A 17,677-nucleotide genomic window follows, 5' to 3' on the forward strand; every position below is an offset into this window, starting at 1 on the left:
GTTTAGATAAGCTCATGAAAAAACACGCCGCAGCGTATTTCCCGCTCTCCCGCCATGACCGCGGAAACCCGTTTCGTTTGCGGTTGCGGATCTGCTAGATTAATTCGTGTCCAGGATGAAAGGAGCGATATCATGACCCGTCTTACCGCTAACGATTTTGATCCGCAGCTGCTTGAGCTGTATGACTATTACGTCCATGGCAAGATCACCAAGCGTCAATTCCTGGTCAAGGCGGCGCACTTCGCCGTCGGCGGTTTGACCGCCGCCGGCATACTGTCCTTGCTCAGCCCCAATTATGCGCTTGCCCAGCAGGTTGAATTTACCGACCCGGATATCGCCGCGGAATATATTACCTACCCGTCGCCCAACGGCCACGGCCAGGTGCGCGCTTACCGGGTGCGTCCCGCGGCGGCCAGGGAGCCGGTGGCGGGGGTGGTGGTAGTACATGAGAACCGCGGGCTCAATCCGTATATCGAGGATGTGGCCAGGCGCGTCGCCAAGGCGGGATTCGTGGCCCTCGCCCCCGATGGACTCAGCTCCGTCGGCGGTTATCCCGGCAATGACGACAAAGGCCGCGAACTGCAGCAGCAGGTGGATCCCACCAAACTGATGAATGATTTTTTCGCCGCTATTGAGTATCTGATGGGGGGCGGGCAAACCAACGGCAAGGTGGGCATCACCGGTTTTTGCTACGGCGGCGGGGTGGCCAACGCGGCGGCCGTGGCCTATCCCGAGCTTGGCGCCGCCGTGCCTTTTTACGGCCGGCAGCCGAAACCGGAGGACGTGCCGCGCATCAAGGCGCCGCTGCTCTTGCATTATGCCGGGCTCGATACCCCCATTACCTCGGGCTGGCCCGCTTATGAGACGGCGCTGAAAGACGCCGGCAAGACCTATGAGGCCTATATTTACCCCGGCGTGAACCACGGATTCCATAACGATTCCACGCCGCGCTATGACCAGGCGGCCGCCGATCTCGCCTGGCAACGCACCATCGCCTGGTTCCGGCGTTATCTGGCGTAACCGCGGCGGGCCTGATGCCGCGCCAGCGGCCTCTTAAGCTCCGGGGGCGTCGAGGTGGGTGCTTTTCAGCTGGTTATCCTGCTGATGGCGTTCGAGCGCCAGCGTGATCAACCGGGTGATAAGCTCGGCATAGCCGATGCCGCTCGCCTGCCATAATTTCGGGTACATGCTGATATTGGTAAAGCCGGGCAGGGTATTGACTTCGTTGACAATGGCGTCGCCGGCGGCGGTGAGGAACAGGTCCACCCGGGCCATGCCCTGGCACTCCAGCGCCTGGTAGGCCTTGACGGCCATGGCGCGGATGCGCTCGTTGACCAGGGCGGGGATATCGGCGGGGATCGCCACCGTCGCGCCCTGTTCGTTGATATATTTGGTTTCGTAACTGTAAAACGCGTCGCTGAGAATAATTTCTCCGCAGCCGCTGGCCTGCGGCTGGTCATTGCCCAATACCGCGCATTCGATCTCGCGCCCGGTAATGGCCGCCTCCACCACCACCTTATGGTCATAGCGGAATGCCAGTTGCACCGCGTGGTTGAATCCGGCTTCGTCGGCCACTTTGCTGACGCCGATGGAGGATCCCTGGTTGGCCGGCTTGATAAACAGCGGCAGCCCGAGCCGGGCGCTGACCGAGGCGAAATCATGGCTGGCGCTATTGGCCCGGGTCAGGGTCACAAATGGCGCCACCGGCAGGCCGGCATCGCGCAGCAGACGTTTGGCGATGTCTTTATCCATGCAGAGCGCCGATCCCAGCACGCCGCTGCCGACAAACGGAATATTGGCCATGCGCAGCAGGCCCTGTAACGAGCCGTCCTCGCCGAGCGTGCCGTGGACAATGGGAAAAATCACGTCCATCTGCGCCAGCGCGCTGGCGTTACGGCTTTCGATAAGCTGATGGCTCGCCTGTCCGGGCACCAGCGCCACGCCGGTATGGGACGGGTTCAGGGCGATACGGGCCGGATTGTCCTGATGGAGCAGGTAATCCGAGGCATCGTTAACGTGCCAGATGCCCTGTTTATCGATGCCCAACAGGGTCACATCAAATTTTTCACGGTCGATATTGTCAACAATGTTTTTCGCCGATTGCAAAGAGACCTCATGCTCGGCCGATTTCCCGCCAAAAATGACGCCTACCCGAATCTTTTTCATCTGTTGATCCTTATGGTTGCCTGCTTTTATTGGCAGGCCACTGTCGTCTGGCTGGCGTGCGCCGGCAAACCCATGGGTGTTGCCGTCCCGTCCGACCACATTATCACCGATGCCGCACCTTGCGCCAGATGCCGGCGCCGGGGCCGCCGGGCAACCGCTGACGGCGCCCTGGCCTCAGGCCGCATTTTTGCCGCGCAGCCGCCAGCCGGCGGCGAGAAGAATAAACCACAGCGGCGTGACCATCAGCGCCGCGCGGGTATCCTCCTGCAGCGTCAGCAACACCAGCACAAACAGGAAGAAGGCCATGCAAACCCAGCACATCACCTTGCCCAGCGGCATTTTAAAGCGCGACTGCCGATGGCGCTCGGGATAGCGTTTCCGATAGGCCAGGTAAGAGCAGAGAATAATGGTCCAGACAAACATAAACAGAATGGCGGATACCGTGGTCACCAGGGTAAATACCGTCATCACGTTCGGGATCAGGTAGATCAGCGCCACGCCGATAAGCAGGCACAGGCAGGAGAACACCAGGCCGTTGGTCGGCACGGCGCGACGCGATAGCAGCGCGAAACGCCGGTGGGCCACGCCCTGTTCCGCCAGGCCGTACAGCATGCGGCTGGTGGAAAACATGCCGCTGTTGGCCGAGGAGGCCGCGGAGGTGAGCACCACAAAATTCACCACGCTGGCGGCGGCGGGCAGGCCGGTCAGCATAAACATCGACACAAACGGGCTGTGGTCCGGCGCCACGCTGTCCCAGGGCGTTACCGCCATAATGGCCATCAGCGCCAGCACGTAAAACATAATCACCCGCAGGGGGATGGCGTTGATGGCGCGCGGCAATACGGTGTGGGGGTCGCGGGTTTCCGCCGCGGTGGTGCCGACCAGTTCAATCCCGACAAAGGCGAATACCGCAATTTGGAACCCGGCGAAAAAACCGTCGAGACCTTTGGGAAACAGGCCGCCGTGCTGCCAGAGATTCGCAATGGATGCCGTGCCGCCGGCGGGCGAGTGGTAGTGCATCGCCGCCAGCAGCGCGCCGGCCGCGATCAGGGCGACGATGGCGATGATCTTGACCAGGGCGAACCAGAATTCCAGCTCGCCGAACAGCCGCACGGTGGCGATATTCAGCGAAAAGAACACCGCGACGCACAGCAGGGCGCTCATCCAGATGGAGAAGCCGGGAAACCACAGCTGAAAATAGGCGCTGATGGCCACCACGTCGGCAATGCCGGTCACCACCCAGCAGAACCAGTAGGTCCAGCCGGTAAAGTAACCCGCCCAGGGGCCGAGCAGGTCGGCGGCGAAATCGCTGAAAGATTTATAGGCCAGGTTGGAGAGCAGCAGCTCGCCCATCGCGCGCATCACGAAAAACAGCATAAAACCGATAATCAGATAAACGAAAATGATCGAGGGCCCGGCCAGGCTGATGGTTTTGCCGGAACCCATAAACAGGCCGGTGCCAATGGCGCCGCCGATGGCGATCAGCTGGATATGGCGGTTATTCAGGCTGCGTTGCAGCGTATCCGCAGGCGCTTGCGTTGCCGGGCTCTGTGTAGAATGTTCAACCATATAGACCTATTCCTGTCAGTGATGTTGTGTCGGCTCTGCCGGCCGATAGCTGTGAAAGGGGAACCGTTTCGCGGGGCATAAGATAAAGTAATAATGAGGCGGGGGGGTAATGGTTTTTTATTGCGGCGCCGGGGGCTTTTGACCGGCTCAGCGCTTCGCACCCATCATAAAGGCCAGTTTACGGCCGCCGCGGGTCTGTTCCAGCGCCAGTTTAACCGACAGGGTCAGCGGCACCGCCAGCAGCACGCCGGTCATGCCCAGCAGTCCGTCCCATACCACCAGGGAGATGATCACGGTGCTGGTGGTCATATCCAGCTTACGTCCGATGATGTAGGGCTCCAGCATGCATCCCAACAGCAGGTTCAGCGCCAGGAACACCATCAGCACCGCCGCGCCCGCGCCGGCGCCGTTAAAGATAAACGCCTGGATGACCGGCGGTATCGCGGCCAGCACCGAGCCGATGACCGGGATAAAATTCAGCAGGCAGGCCAGCGCGCCCCAGATAAAGGCGAACTTGACCTGCAGCAGCAGGAGGGCGCCCCAGATAATCAGGCCGCTGACCAGGCTGGAGAGCGTTTTTATCGCCAGGTAATGACTGACGAAGCCGATGCCCTGGCGCATGGCCGCCATGCCCGGCGATGAGGCGTGCAGCAGGCGCTGGCTTTTCGCCACCAGGGCGGGCACTTCGATAAGCATAAACAGCACCATCAGGAACACCACCAGTACCGTCGACAGAATGTCCGAAATCCGGCCGAGGGTACGGGTGGCCATCCGCAGCAGCTGGCCCGGGTCGAGATAGGTCATGACGTCGTCCGGCGTCAGCGTGACCCCGGCGCGCGCCAGCGGGGCCAGTCCGGCGGACAGGGGACCGGACAGCAGGCCGCCCGCCTGGCTGCTCATCTGGTTGAGTTCCGGCAGGGCGTCCATGATGTTGAGCAACGTGAACAGCAGCGCGATGAGCAGGCCGCCGCTCAGCAGCGCCACCCCCGCCAGCCGCGGCAGGCCCAGGCGTGTCATCAGGCCGATCAGCGGCTCCAGGACAATCGCCAGAAACAGCGCCAGCAGCAGCGGTACGATAACCGGGGCGGCCAGATGCACGCCCGCCAGCACAATCACCACGCAGGCCAGCAGGCGCAACACGTCAGTCAGGGCTATTTGCTGTTTATCATGAAGGGTCATGCGGTGTGCTCCCGGAGTGCGCCATCGTTGCCGCCGCGCCATGTCGCCGGCATGGAATCCGGCCAATATAGCGCGGGAAACCGGCATTTGCCGTGACGGCCGTCCACCGGTTTTCACTTCATATTGAAAGGGAATGCGGCTGAAGGTTAATCATACAAACCGTCGCGTTGCACGGCGGAATGGTTTTTATTGTCGCGGATGCGGCGCACGGAATCCCTGATCATCAATGTGCCGTTCAGCAGCAGATTGCCCACCGGCGCGTCGGGACACAACAGCCGCTGCTGCAGCGTCCTGACGGCCTCCACGCCCAGTTCGTCGCGCGGCACGTGCACCGACGTCAGCGGGATATCATGGATCGCCGCCAGGTTAAAACCGTCCATGCTCATCACCGACACATCCTGCGGCACGCGCAGGCCGGCCTGGCGCAGGGCGTTGACGGCGCCCACCGCCATAAAATCCCCGCCGGCCAGAATGGCGCTCGGGCGCTGCGCCGGCGGGCAGCGGCGGATAAAATCCCCCAGCGCCCGTTCCGACTCCGCGGTACCGAACCCTTGCACCACCAGCTGATGGCGCTCTTCGTCAAAGGGCAGGTTATGGGCATGCCAGGCTTCGCGTATCCCGTTCATACGCAGTTCCATGGTGTAACGCCGCAGGCATTGCAGGGTCAGGATATTACGGTGTCCCTGCTCAAAGAGGTATTGGGCGGAAAATTCGCCAATCAGCTGGTGATGCGGCGATACCGAGGGCAGGCGCATGCGGCGATCGTAACAGTTAATCAGTACGCAGGGTTTATGCAGTTCGGCCGCCAGGGTATGGATGCGGTCATCATCAATGCCGACCAGCAGCGCCGCTTCCGTCTGCGGCTGGTTCATCCTGGCGAGGAACAGGGCGGCGTCGCTGTCGTTCTCGTCCAACGCGCAGTAGCGCAGCCGCACCTCATGCTGCTCCAGCGCCCGGCTTATTCCCTGGATCACCTTGTAATAAAAAATATCGGTACGCACGTCGAACGCCCGCGGCGGGGCAAACACCAGCAAACTGTTCAACAGCAACCGGCCGGTGGACAAATTATTCATGACCCCCTCCAGCCGGGCGGCCTGTAGTACGCGGGACCGGGCCGCGGGACTGGTATTGGCTTTGCCCGCCAGCACCCGGGAAACGGTACTGATGGACAGTCCCGTTTCCCGGGCGATATCGGTGATTTTCAACTTTCCTTTCATTTTGTGATCGCCTTCAAATTAGCAAATGAAAAAATTTTCATAACGCCTTCGGCAGCGTCCCCGGGCCTCCCGGCGCAGAGAGGCGCCGGATTCACTATCTCATGAAAATCTTTGCAAAAAATGGCCTCGACCCGCGTTTTGGGCTCTTTTACTGTCGGGCGATGGTCACGTTTTACGTCTGGACGCGGGCGGTGTGAATGAGGGTAATCCGATGGACGGCAAGCCGGCGGAACGCGCAGCGTCTCCCGCCTCGCGCCCGCCGTTCGCAACCTGGGGTAAATCATGAATCTTGAAGGCCATACCAAAGCGCTTTCCCTGGCGGGTAAACGGGTAGTGCGAAATTTACGCTGGTGGATGCTGGCCCTGTTCCTGCTTGGGGTCACCGTTAACTACATCACGCGCAACGCGCTGGGGATCCTGGCGCCCGAGCTAAAAGCCAGTCTGCATATGACCACCGAACAGTATTCGTGGATCATCGCCGCCTTCCAACTGGCCTATACGGTGTTCCAACCGTTTTGCGGCTGGCTGATTGATGTGATTGGTTTAAAAATGGGGTTTTTCGTTTGCGCCCTGATCTGGTCGGTCATGTGCCTGCTGCACGCCGGGGCGGGGAGTTGGGTGCAATTGGCCATCCTGCGCTTTTTTATGGGCGCGTCGGAAGCGGCGGCCACACCCGCCAACGCCAAGGCGATTGGCGACTGGTTTCCTAAAAAAGAACGTCCCGTGGCGGCGGGTTGGGCCGGCGTCGGGTTTTCCATCGGCGCCATGCTGGCGCCGCCGATCATTTATCTGGCGCACGCCAGCTTCGGCTGGCACGGCGCCTTTTTTCTCTCCGGCGGCCTTGGCCTGCTATGGGCGGGCATATGGTGGTGGCTTTACCACTCGCCCGCGACCCATCCCAATCTGGGCGAGGATGAGCGCGGGTTTATCGGCCAGGACCATGATCCCGACCCGGTCCGGCAGCCGTTCTGGCAAGCGCTGAAAACCATTGCCCGGCTCAAGCGTTTCTACGGTATCGCCATTCCGGCCTTCCTGGCCGAACCGGCCTGGGGCGTGCTGAGTTTTTGGGTGCCGCTCTACCTGGCCAACGAACGCGGCATGGAACTGAAACAGATTGTGCTGTTCGCCTGGCTGCCGTTTCTCGCCGCCGATTTAGGCAGTATCGCCAGCGGTTATCTTACCCGCCTGTATATTCGCTGGTTTGGCTGCACGCGCATCAATTCGATCGTCGCCAGTTCCATCACCGGCGCTTTTCTGATGCTGTCGCTGGCGTTGATGACGCTGGTGCAAACCCCCTGGCTGGCCATCCTGCTGATTTCCATTGGCGGTTTCGGCCATCAGGTGATCTCCTGCATGCTCAGCGCCCTGGTGGTGGAATCTTTCGATAAGGGCCAGATGGCGACGGTGAACGGCATGCGCGGTTCCTGCGCGTGGATCGCCAGTTTTCTTTTTTCATTAATTATCGGCGTCACCGCCGATACCATCGGCTTTAACCCGCTCTTTGTCGCCATGGGTTTTTTTGACCTGATCGGCGCTATTTTCCTGGTGATGTTTATTGCCGAACGGCGCGTTGGCGCGCCGGTATGACGTAGAGGAAGCAACAAATTATGAAGACGTTGAAACAGTGGCAACTGAACCGGCAAACCGACCACTTTATTGAGCTTAGCGTGGACGGCGCGCATCTTTTCCGCCTGTATGTGCTGGAAAACGGCCTGTTCCGCGTGCTGATCAAAAAGGGCGGGGAGCTGGCGCTCGATCGCACCTGGAGCATCGCGCCGCAGCGGGATGTCCCCTGGGAAGGGCGGGATCGCGAATATATCGATGATTTTGCCTTGCCCGCCTTCGAGCTTGAGCATTGCGACAAGTCCCTGCGCCTGAGCACCGACCGGGTGAGGGTAACGGTGCACCAGCCGCTGTGGCTGGAATGGGAATACCGGATAGCGCCGGGCGGCTGGCTGCCGCTGGCCTGCGATCGTCCCACCGGCGCGTATTTGCTTAACGCCCATGGCGACGGCGCGGAGCATTATCAGCGCCGGTATGGGCAGGACCGTTATTACGGCCTGGGCGAAAAGGCGGGCGATCTTAATCGCCTCGGCAAGCGCTATGAAATGCGCAATCTCGACGCCATGGGGTATAACGCGGCGTCCACCGACCCGCTGTATAAGCATATCCCGTTCACCATCACGCAGCGTGGCGACGCCAGCTTCGGCCTGTTCTACGATAATCTCAGCAACAGCTGGTTTGATTTAGGCAACGAGCTGGATAATTACCATCCGGCCTATCGGCGCTATCGCGCCGAGGCGGGGGATCTGGACTATTATCTGTTTCTGGGCCCGCGCGTGCTGGACGTCACCAAGGCTTTGGTGCGGCTGACGGGCAAAACGGCGTTCGGCCCCAAATGGAGCCTTGGCTACAGCGGGTCGACCATGCATTACACCGACGCCCCGGACGCCCAGCAGCAACTGCTGGCTTTTATCGCCTTATGCCGCGAACATGCCATTCCCTGCGATTCGTTCCAGCTGTCGTCCGGCTATACCTCCATTCACGACAAACGCTATGTTTTCAACTGGAACCGGGAAAAGTTTCCGCGCCCGCGGGAGATGACGCAGGCGTTTCACCAGGCGGGGATCAAGCTGGCCGCCAATATCAAACCCTGCCTGCTGCGGGATCATCCCCAGTATGCCGCGGCGGCGGAGCAGGGTCTGTTTATCCGCGATTCTCAGCATGACGGCCCGGCGAACTCGCTATTTTGGGACGACGAGGGCGCCAATCTCGATTTTACCAACCCGCGTACCCTGGCCTGGTGGCAGGAAAATGTCACCCGGCAACTGCTGGAGGTCGGCATCGACGCCACCTGGAACGACAATAACGAATATGAACTGTGGGACGGCGAGGCGCGCTGCCAGGGGTTTGGCCGTGAAATCGCCATTAAACATATCCGCCCGGTCATGCCGCTGCTGATGATGCGCGCCTCTCTGGCCGCCCAGCAGCGGTTCGCGCCGCAAAAGCGGCCGTATCTGATTTCCCGCTCGGGCTGCGCCGGCATGCAGCGTTATGTCCAGACCTGGAGCGGCGATAACCGCACCAGCTGGCAAACGCTGCGGTTTAATACCCGTATGGGGCTGGGCATGAGCCTGTCCGGGCTTTATAACATCGGCCATGATGTCGGCGGTTTCGCCGGCGACAAGCCGGATGCGGAGCTGTTTGTGCGCTGGGTGCAAAACGGCGTGATGCATCCGCGTTTTACCATCCACTCCTGGAATGATGACGGCACGGTCAACGAACCCTGGATGTACCCGTCGTCGACGGCCATGGTGCGCTCGGCCATCCGCCTGCGCTATCGCCTGATGCCCTATCTGTATACCCTGTTCTGGCAGGCGTGCAGCGAGGACGAACCTATGCTGCGCCCGACGTTTCTCGATCATGAGCACGATGAGCGCGCCTTTGCCGAAACCGATGATTTTATGCTGGGGCGCGATCTCCTGGTCGCGAGCGTCGTGGAGCCGGGCGCGCGTAAAAGGCGGGTCTACCTGCCGGACAACACCACCGGCTGGTATGACTGGCACAGCGGACAATGGTTTGCCGGCGGCCAGGATATCGTCCTGGACGCGCCGCTGGAGCGCCTGCCGATGCTGGTGCGGGCCGGGGCCGCCATTGCGCTTTCCGGCTGTTATCAGTGCCAGGATCCCACCCTGGATGATGAACGCCGCCTGGCGCTGTTTCCCCTGCCGGGGACAGAGGAAAGTTCGGGAATGCTGTACGAGGATGATGGCGAAAGTTTCGCCTGGCGGGACGGGCACGCGCTCTGGCTGGAATGGGATATGCAGGCCGGTCCCGGCCGGGTGGATATCCGGTTCCGGCGGCGCGGCGATTACCGGCCGGCCTGGCGCGAGCTGGTCCTGCAACTGCCCGCAGGCGATACGCGCGCGCTGTATATCGACGGCGCGCGCACCACCCGATACCTGCTGGCCTAGGCCGGCGACGCCTGCAGGTTGGGACGGCGCGTTCGCCCCGTGTCCGCCGCCCGGCAGGTCCCGGCTTTTTATCCGCTGAACGGGCCAGGCCGCATGGCGACGGCGCCGCGGGCCTGGCGCGCATCAGCGCCATGCGGCCTGGCCGCCTGCGCTTAGGGTGCTTTTCGCCGTCCGCTCGGGTGTCACTGGTATGTAAATTAAATGTGATGGAGATCGGTAAACGAATAAAAAATACTTGTATGGTAGTAAGCATCTGCATATCTTTTCACCACATTCATTCGGCGGGCGCCATTGCGCGCCGCTGATGGCATGTATAACGGAGATATCCCCTCTCTGTACCTGAAACTGTGCCTGAGACAATTTGCAGAGAATAACCCTATGAGTATAAAAACAGAGTCAACACGCCTTCAGCCGGTACGAAGCACCGCTGATCTGGTCAAGGTTTCCGTATCCGGCTGGCTGGGCACCGCCCTGGAGTTTATGGATTTCCAGCTGTATTCGCTGGGCGCGGCATTGGTTTTTCATGAGGTGTTTTTTCCGGAACAATCCGCCGCCATGGCGTTGATCCTGGCCATGGGCACCTACGGCGCGGGGTATATCGCCCGTATCGTCGGCGCGTTTATCTTCGGCCGGATGGGCGATACCATCGGGCGCAAACGGGTGCTGTTCATCACCATCGCCATGATGGGTATCTGTACCACGTTAATCGGCGTGTTGCCTACCTACGCCCAGATCGGCATCTACGCGCCGTTACTGCTGATAATCCTGCGTATTATCCAGGGGCTGGGCGCGGGCGCCGAAATCTCCGGCGCCGGCACCATGCTGGCCGAATATGCGCCCAAGGGTAAACGGGGGCTTATCTCCTCCCTGGTCGCCATGGGGACCAACTGCGGCACCCTGTCGGCCACCGCGATTTGGGCCGTGATGTTTTTTGTGCTGGATAAAGAGCAGTTGGTGGCCTGGGGCTGGCGTATTCCTTTCTTATCCAGCATCGTGGTGATGATTTTTGCCATCTGGCTGCGCCTGAACCTGAAAGAAAGCCCGGTTTTTGAAGAAGTGAAGGACAGCGGCGAAGGCAAGGTCGCGGTTACCGACGCGGTGCTTGATACCCATTCCCTGGCGGCGATGTTCGGCAGCAAGGCCTTCTGGCTGGCGACCGGGCTGCGTTTTGGCCAGGCCGGCAATTCAGGATTGATCCAGACCTTCCTGGCCGGCTATCTGGTGCAGACGCTGTTGTTTGAAAAAAAGATCCCCACCGACGCGCTGATGATAAGTTCGGTGATAGGCTTTCTCAGCATTCCCCTGATTGGTTGGCTGTCCGATAAAATCGGCCGGCGGTTGCCTTATATCCTGCTGAATATTTCGGCGATTATCCTGGCGTATCCTATGCTGTCGATGATTGTCGACAAGAGCAACGACGTTAACACCATTATGGCCTGTATTATCATTATCCATAATTTCGCCGTGCTGGGGCTGTTCGCGCTGGAAAATATCACCATGGCGGAAATGTTCGGCTCGCGTAATCGTTTCACCCGGATGGCGATTTCCAAGGAGCTGGGGGGATTGGTCGCCGTTGGGTTCGGTCCCGTCCTGGCCGGTATTTTTTGCAGTATGACCGGTTCCTGGTGGCCGATTACCGCGATGATCGTCGTATATTCCTGTATTGGGCTATTCTCCGCCGCCTGTATGCCGGAAGTGAGGGATCGCGAGCTGAGCACCCTGGAGGATGCGGCGTAATTCGCCTGCGGCGGGCTTATGTTGCCGTGGCGGGGGTTATCGCGGCCGGTAAGGCTTATGTTGCCGCGGTGAGGGTTTCGTTTGTAGTGCGCGTTGAGGCTTATGGTGCCGCGGTGAGGGTTTCGTTTGTAGTGCGCGTTGAGGCTTATGTTGCTGCGGTGAGGGTTTCGCTTGCCGTGCGCAGTGAGGCTCATGCTGCCGCGGCGGTAAGGCTTATGTTGCTGCGGTGAGGATTTCGCTTGCCGTGCGTTTGGGGGTTTATGTAGTGCCGGGTGCCGGCAAGCGACAAAGAGGCCGTACCGCGAGAGCCTGTTTAGGAATCTGTGTAAACGCCTTTTTATAAATGACCACTTAAACGATCTCCAAATTCTATACTAAAACGATTCAATGCCATCTTCCACTCCCTCACCGGCATCGACCATTTTTTTGACGCCGCCTGGATGGCCAGCCACACCACTTTTTTTACCGATTCGTCTGACGGGAATACCTTGCGTTTTTTAATAGCGTGTCGGATCACGCTGTTTAGCGACTCGATGGCGTTTGTGGTGTAGATCGCTTTGCGAATGTCTTCCGGATAGGCGAAGAATGTCGCAAGGTTAGTCCAGTTAGCCTGCCAGCTCCGGCTTACTTGCGGATAACGGGAGTTCCATACGCTGGCGAACGTCTCCAGCGCCCGCTGTCCCGCTTCCTCCGTCGGTGCCTGGTACACTGCCTTCAAGTCTCGCATGACGGCCCTGGCGTCTTTCCAGGAGACAAAGCGCAGGCTGTTACGCACCATGTGTACGATACAAAGCTGAATGCAGGTCCTCGGGTAGACCGTATTAATAGCGTCAGGAAAGCCTTTCAGGCCATCGACGCAGGCGATAAAAATATCCTGTAATCCCCGGTTTTTAAGCTCGGTCAACACGTTTAGCCAGAACTTCGCGCCTTCGTTCTCTGCCATCCACATGCCCAGCAGTTCCTTTTGGCCTTCAATGTTAATTCCCAACGCCAGATACACGGATTTATTGATGACGCGACCGTCGTGGCGAACTTTTACCACGATGCAGTCCAGGTAAATGATGGGATAGAGCGTATCGAGTGGGCGATTCTGCCATTCAGTGACCTGCTCCAGAACCGCCTCAGTGACTTTCGATATCAGTGCTGGTGAGACATCCGCATCGTACATTTCCTTAAACATCGCCGATATCTCACGGGTGGTCATGCCTTTGGCATAAAGCGCCAGGATCTGGTCATCCATTCCGGTAATACGGGTCTGATTTTTCTTCACTAGTTGGGGCTCGAAGGTCCCTTCGCGATCACGAGGTGTCCTCAGCTCTAGCGGGCCATCACCTGTGGTAACCGTTTTAGAGGAATAACCGTTACGGGCGTTGGAACCCGATTTGAGCTGATTTTTCTCATAACCCAAATGGTGAGTCAGTTCAGCTTTAAGGGCAGCCTCAACACTTAATTTTTTTAAAAACCGATCAAATTGGCTCAGATCCTCAGGGGTTTTGAGACTTTTAGCCAGCTCAGTTGCGAGAGCCTGTAGCAATTTTTCGTCCATAAATTCACCTAATTCTAATGATGGATTGAACATATCAAAATCAGGCGATTACACAATCTTATGTACAGGCTCTACCGCGACGGCCTCCTTGACCTCCGCGCGTCCGGCAGATCGTGCGCCGCTGCGCGGTCCCCGGCATCACCCATCCCGGCTTGTGGACCGCCCGGTATGCGCTCCCGGCGCAAACCGGGCTTTCGCCGCTCCCGGCGGCTCATCCAGCCAAGATGCGCGCTGCCGGCGCACTCTATGCCGGCACCACGTCAACACCATCGCCTGTGAGTAAAACAGCGTTTTGGGGTTCATCGCGGTATGTGATTACCGGGAAAAATATCAGTATTTATTTTGGGCTGATGGCTGAAAGCGTAAGGTTTAAGTTGCATGAATGATGAACGCCATATTGTATGACTGCATGACTGCATGACTGCATGACTGCATGACTGCATGACTGCATGACTGCATGACTGCATGACTGCATGACTGCATGACTGCATGACTGCATGACTGCATGACTGCATGACTGCATGACTGCATGACTGCATGACTGCATGACTGCATGACTGCATGACTGCATGTCCAACTTTTCGCTGTGCCAGCTGCATTCCGTACCCGTTGTATTCCAGAACCGTCAATCGCATTCCGACGCCAGACCCTATCCAAAACTACAGCGCCGCTGTTGTTTCATAATATGCAGCGCCAACAGCGACATGGGGACCGGCATAAAGCGCGCTGACGGCGCCTGTGCCCCCGGCATGAGCCGCCGGGAGCGGCGAAAGGCCCGGTGGCGCCGGGAGCGCATACCGGGCCGGTGCATCACGGGGGCATGGGCGACGGAAGGCATCGCGCAGCGACGCGCGACCTGCCGGGCGCGCGGAGGTCAAGGAGGCCGTCGCGGTACGGCCTCTTTGTCGCTTGCCGGCGCCCGGCAATACATATGAACACCTCACGCACGGCAAGCGAAACCCTCACCGCGGCCACATAAACCTCACCACCGCGGCCACATAAACCTCACCACCGCGGCCACATAAACCTCACCACCGCGGCCACATAAACCTCACCGCCGCGGCCACATAAACCTCACCGCCGCGGCCACATAAACTTCACCGCCGCGGCCACATAAACCTCACCGCCGCGGCAACATAAGCCTCACCACCGCGGCAACATAAGCCTCCCCGCTAGCGAAACCCCCTCCGGGTGTCCAATGGCGCTAAATCAAATCACATACCGTGCCATGGGGCGCTACACCGGCTTTAACGCTCCCTGGCGCCGGGCTTTAAGACGCGCCGCGTTTGTCTGCGGTATTGTGCTCGAAATCAGCCGCGTCGTGGCGTTCATGCAACTGCTCGGCGGGATCGCCCCAGGTACGGTTGACCTTGCGTCCGCGCTGCACGGCGGGGCGCCGGCTGATGTCCTCGGCCCAGCGCGTGAAATGCCGGTAGGAGGTAATATCCAAGAACTCGCCGGCGTCATACAGCCCACCCTGCACCAGGCTGCCGTACCATGGCCAGATGGCGATATCCGCAATCGAATAATCCTCGCCGGCGATAAAACGGTGTTCGGCCAGTTGCCGGTCCAGCACGTCGAGCTGGCGTTTGGCTTCCATGGTGAAACGATCGATGGCGTATTCAATTTTTACCGGCGCATAATTATAGAAGTGGCCGAAGCCGCCGCCCAGATAAGGCGCGGAGCCCTGCAACCAGAAAAGCCAGTTCAGCACTTCGGTGCGCGCGGCGCGCTCCTGAGGCAGGAAACGCCCGAATTTTTCCGCCAGATAAAGCAGGATGGAACCGGATTCAAATACGCGGATAGCCGGCGACGCCGAACGATCGAGCAGCGCGGGTATTTTGGAATTGGGATTGACGGCCACGAAACCGCTGGAAAACTGATCGCCTTCGCTGATGCGGATAAGGAACGCATCATACTCCGCGCCGCTTTCGCCCAGCGCCAGCAGCTCCTCCAGCAGGATGGTGATTTTCTGCCCGTTAGGCGTGCCCATGGAGTAAAGCTGCAGCGGATGTTTACCGACCGGCAGCGTCGCCTCGTGGGTCGGGCCGGCGATGGGGCGGTTGATATTGGCGAACGCGCCGCCTTGTTTCGGCTGCCAGGTCCAGACTTTGGGCGGTTGATAGTTATTTTCCGACATAGTGCGGGTTAGCCTTCAGGTAAAAAACGTGAGTTAAGTGTAGCAGCCCGGCGGAAGCAGGTTTAACCCTCTGTGGGATCGCCTGGCAAAAAAGCAGCGGGCGCAGGCCATTCTTCTGCCATGCCGCGAGGCGTTAACCGTTGCGCGCCATAACGCGGCGGGTGAGGATCGGCAGCGAGATCACCGCTATCAGCATCAGGCCGACGATAATGGACATCACGATGCCGGGCACGTTCAGCAGGCTCAGGCCAAAGGTCACCAGCCCCATCAGAAAGGCGGCGATGATGACCCCGGTCATGCTGCCCGATCCGCCCAGTACGTTGACGCCGCCCAGCACCACCATGGTGATGACGCTCAGCTCCCAGCCCAGCGCCAGGGTAGGGCGCGTGCTGCCCAGGCGCGAGGTGAGCAGCACCGCCGCCAGGCCGGATAGCAGCCCCACCAGGACAAAAAGCGTCAGGTTATGGCGTTTGACGTTAATGCCGGAATAATAGGCCGCGACGGGATTATTGCCGATGGCGAAGGTGCGGCGCCCGAAGTTGGTCCGGTGCAGCAGGAAGTAGAACAGTAGGGCCAGCAGGATAAATAACGCGAACTCGAACGACAGCGCGCCGAACACATACCCCTGGCCGAAAAAAGCGAAGCCGGCGGGGTAATGGTTGATGGACTGGTCGCCCAACAGCACATAGGTGATGCCGCGAAATAGGCTCATGGTGCCGATGGTGATCACGATGGAGGACAGATTCAGGCGCGTTACCAGCAGGCCGTTGATCAGGCCGCACAGCAGCCCGACCGCCAGGCCGACGCAGACCAGGCCCGGCGTCGCCAGCCCGGCCTGCGCGCAAAATCCCATCAGGGTGGAGCTGAGCGCCATAATGGATGCGACCGACAGATCGATTTCCCGGGCGATAATCAGCATGGCCATCGGCAGGACGATAATGGCTTTTTCGGTGAAATTAAACGTAGCGTCCGACAGGTTCCAGAGATTGAGGAAATAAGGGGATGCGGCGGCGTTGACGGCGAACACCAGCAGCGTCACGACCAGCAGAAACCCCTCCCAGCTCAGCAGGCGGCGGACCAACGGATGCTGGCGCAGCGGGACCGGCTCGGGCTGCGGATGGGAGGATAAGGTCTTGTTCATATACTGCCCTCTTTTTTCAGCCCCGGCTGCGGCGCCAGCGCGGCGTCATGCAGGATCAGGCGTCCCTTACGCCGGTTGGCGCGTTCATTCATCATCACGGCGATAACAATCACGCCGCCGGAAATCGCCATCTGCCAGAATGGCGATACGCCGATAACCGGCAGGGCGTTATTGATAACCCCCAGGAACAATGCGCCCAACAGGCAACCCGCCACGGTGCCGATGCCGCCCATGGTGCTGATGCCGCCGATAACGCAGGCGGCGACGATCTGCAGTTCAAAACCGTTGGCGACATCCACGTAGGCCACCGCGAACCGGGTGATCCAGAGATAGCCGCTGAAGCCGGCCAGCGCGCCGGAGATGCAGAAGCTGATAAACTGCATTTTGCCGGCGTTGATGCCGGCATAGTACGCCGCGGTGGCGTTGCCGCCGGCGGTATACATGGCGCGCCCCGTGCGGCTGTAGCGCATGAAATAGCCCACCGCGGCCAGGACGGCGAGCGCGCACCACCCAAGGATCGGCAAATGCAGGAACAGGGTGCGGGGCAGGCTCAGGAAACCGGGGCTCATCTGGTGGGCGTTGATCCAGCCGCCGCCGGACAGTAAAAAGATAATGCCGCGGTAAATACTCATGGTGCCGAGCGTCACGACAATCGAGGGAATGCCGAGTTTCCACACCAGCAGGCCGTTAATGGCGCCCATCGCTAAACCACCGGCCGTGGCGATAACCACCAGCAGCCCGATCGGCAGCGCCGGGTAATGAAAGTTCAGCAGCGCCACGATCATGCCGGTCAGCGCCAGGTTGGCGGCCATCGATAAATCGATGCCCCTGGTCAGCAGCACCATCATCTGCCCCAGGGCCAGGATAATCAGGATCGCGGTATCGTTGAACATTTCCAGCAGGTTGCCGGGCTGCAGAAATTCCGGCGCGCGGCCGCCCACCCCCAGGATCATCAGCAGGATCACCACGGCCAGGAACAGTTCGCGGTGTTTAAGTAATGTTTTCATC

At 59.7% G+C, this 17,677-nt stretch carries 12 protein-coding genes; 4 read left to right on the plus strand and 8 right to left on the minus strand.

The annotated features are described in order from the left end of the window. The first annotated feature begins 132 nt into the window (after window positions 1-132). On the plus strand, window positions 133-1,020 hold the full coding sequence (gene yghX, locus ACL2XQ_RS11955) for a YghX family hydrolase (protein ID WP_413740395.1): 888 nt from the start codon (window positions 133-135) through the stop codon (window positions 1,018-1,020). 33 nt (window positions 1,021-1,053) lie between these two features. Here yghX and ddlA read toward each other — a convergent pair whose 3' ends face one another. The 4 genes from ddlA to ACL2XQ_RS11975 form a co-directional block, all read right to left on the minus strand. After that, window positions 1,054-2,166 (minus strand): D-alanine--D-alanine ligase, encoded by a 1,113-nt coding sequence (gene ddlA / locus ACL2XQ_RS11960; RefSeq protein ID WP_413723017.1) that lies wholly within the window; start codon window positions 2,164-2,166, stop codon window positions 1,054-1,056. 174 nt (window positions 2,167-2,340) lie between these two features. Continuing rightward, window positions 2,341-3,735: a D-serine/D-alanine/glycine transporter gene (gene cycA / locus ACL2XQ_RS11965; RefSeq protein WP_413723016.1), complete on the minus strand. Its 1,395-nt coding sequence runs from the start codon at window positions 3,733-3,735 to the stop codon at window positions 2,341-2,343. Between the two features lie 147 nt (window positions 3,736-3,882). Then, a complete protein-coding gene (locus tag ACL2XQ_RS11970; RefSeq protein WP_413730311.1) occupies window positions 3,883-4,914 on the minus strand; it encodes an AI-2E family transporter in 1,032 nt (343 codons plus the stop codon). Window positions 4,915-5,060: 146 nt separating this feature from the next. Then, window positions 5,061-6,131 (minus strand): LacI family DNA-binding transcriptional regulator, encoded by a 1,071-nt coding sequence (locus tag ACL2XQ_RS11975; protein WP_413723014.1) that lies wholly within the window; start codon window positions 6,129-6,131, stop codon window positions 5,061-5,063. A gap of 282 nt (window positions 6,132-6,413) precedes the next feature. On the opposite strand from ACL2XQ_RS11975, the gene ACL2XQ_RS11980 reads away from it, so the two are divergent. From ACL2XQ_RS11980 to ACL2XQ_RS11990, 3 genes are all read left to right on the plus strand, one after another. Then, window positions 6,414-7,718, plus strand: a complete 1,305-nt coding sequence (locus ACL2XQ_RS11980; protein WP_413723013.1) for an MFS transporter — start codon at window positions 6,414-6,416, stop codon at window positions 7,716-7,718. A gap of 20 nt (window positions 7,719-7,738) precedes the next feature. Further along, window positions 7,739-10,105, plus strand: a complete 2,367-nt coding sequence (locus ACL2XQ_RS11985) for a TIM-barrel domain-containing protein (protein WP_413740396.1) — start codon at window positions 7,739-7,741, stop codon at window positions 10,103-10,105. 378 nt (window positions 10,106-10,483) lie between these two features. Then, window positions 10,484-11,842 carry an MFS transporter gene (locus tag ACL2XQ_RS11990; protein ID WP_413740397.1) on the plus strand — a complete coding sequence of 453 codons (1,359 nt, stop codon included), beginning with the start codon at window positions 10,484-10,486 and terminating at the stop codon, window positions 11,840-11,842. A 337-nt stretch (window positions 11,843-12,179) separates the two neighbouring features. On the opposite strand, the gene ACL2XQ_RS11995 is transcribed toward ACL2XQ_RS11990, so the two are convergent. The 4 genes from ACL2XQ_RS11995 to ACL2XQ_RS12010 form a co-directional block, all read right to left on the minus strand. After that, window positions 12,180-13,388, minus strand: a complete 1,209-nt coding sequence (locus tag ACL2XQ_RS11995) for an IS256 family transposase (protein ID WP_413740493.1) — start codon at window positions 13,386-13,388, stop codon at window positions 12,180-12,182. A 1,270-nt stretch (window positions 13,389-14,658) separates the two neighbouring features. Then, entirely contained in the window at window positions 14,659-15,528 is an 870-nt protein-coding gene (gene yghU / locus ACL2XQ_RS12000; protein ID WP_410014733.1) for a glutathione-dependent disulfide-bond oxidoreductase, read from the minus strand. Between the two features lie 133 nt (window positions 15,529-15,661). Beyond that, complete coding sequence (locus tag ACL2XQ_RS12005) at window positions 15,662-16,669, minus strand: ABC transporter permease (protein WP_410014734.1); 1,008 nt, start codon at window positions 16,667-16,669, stop codon at window positions 15,662-15,664. After that, the gene (locus tag ACL2XQ_RS12010; RefSeq protein WP_410014735.1) at window positions 16,666-17,676 is read right to left on the minus strand and encodes an ABC transporter permease; all 1,011 of its coding nucleotides are present in this window, start codon (window positions 17,674-17,676) and stop codon (window positions 16,666-16,668) included. Before ACL2XQ_RS12010 ends, ACL2XQ_RS12005 begins: the two co-directional genes overlap by 4 nt. Window position 17,677 lies beyond the last annotated feature (1 nt).

The organism is Sodalis sp. RH14, assembly GCF_047324285.1.
Lineage (GTDB): Bacteria > Pseudomonadota > Gammaproteobacteria > Enterobacterales > Enterobacteriaceae > Acerihabitans.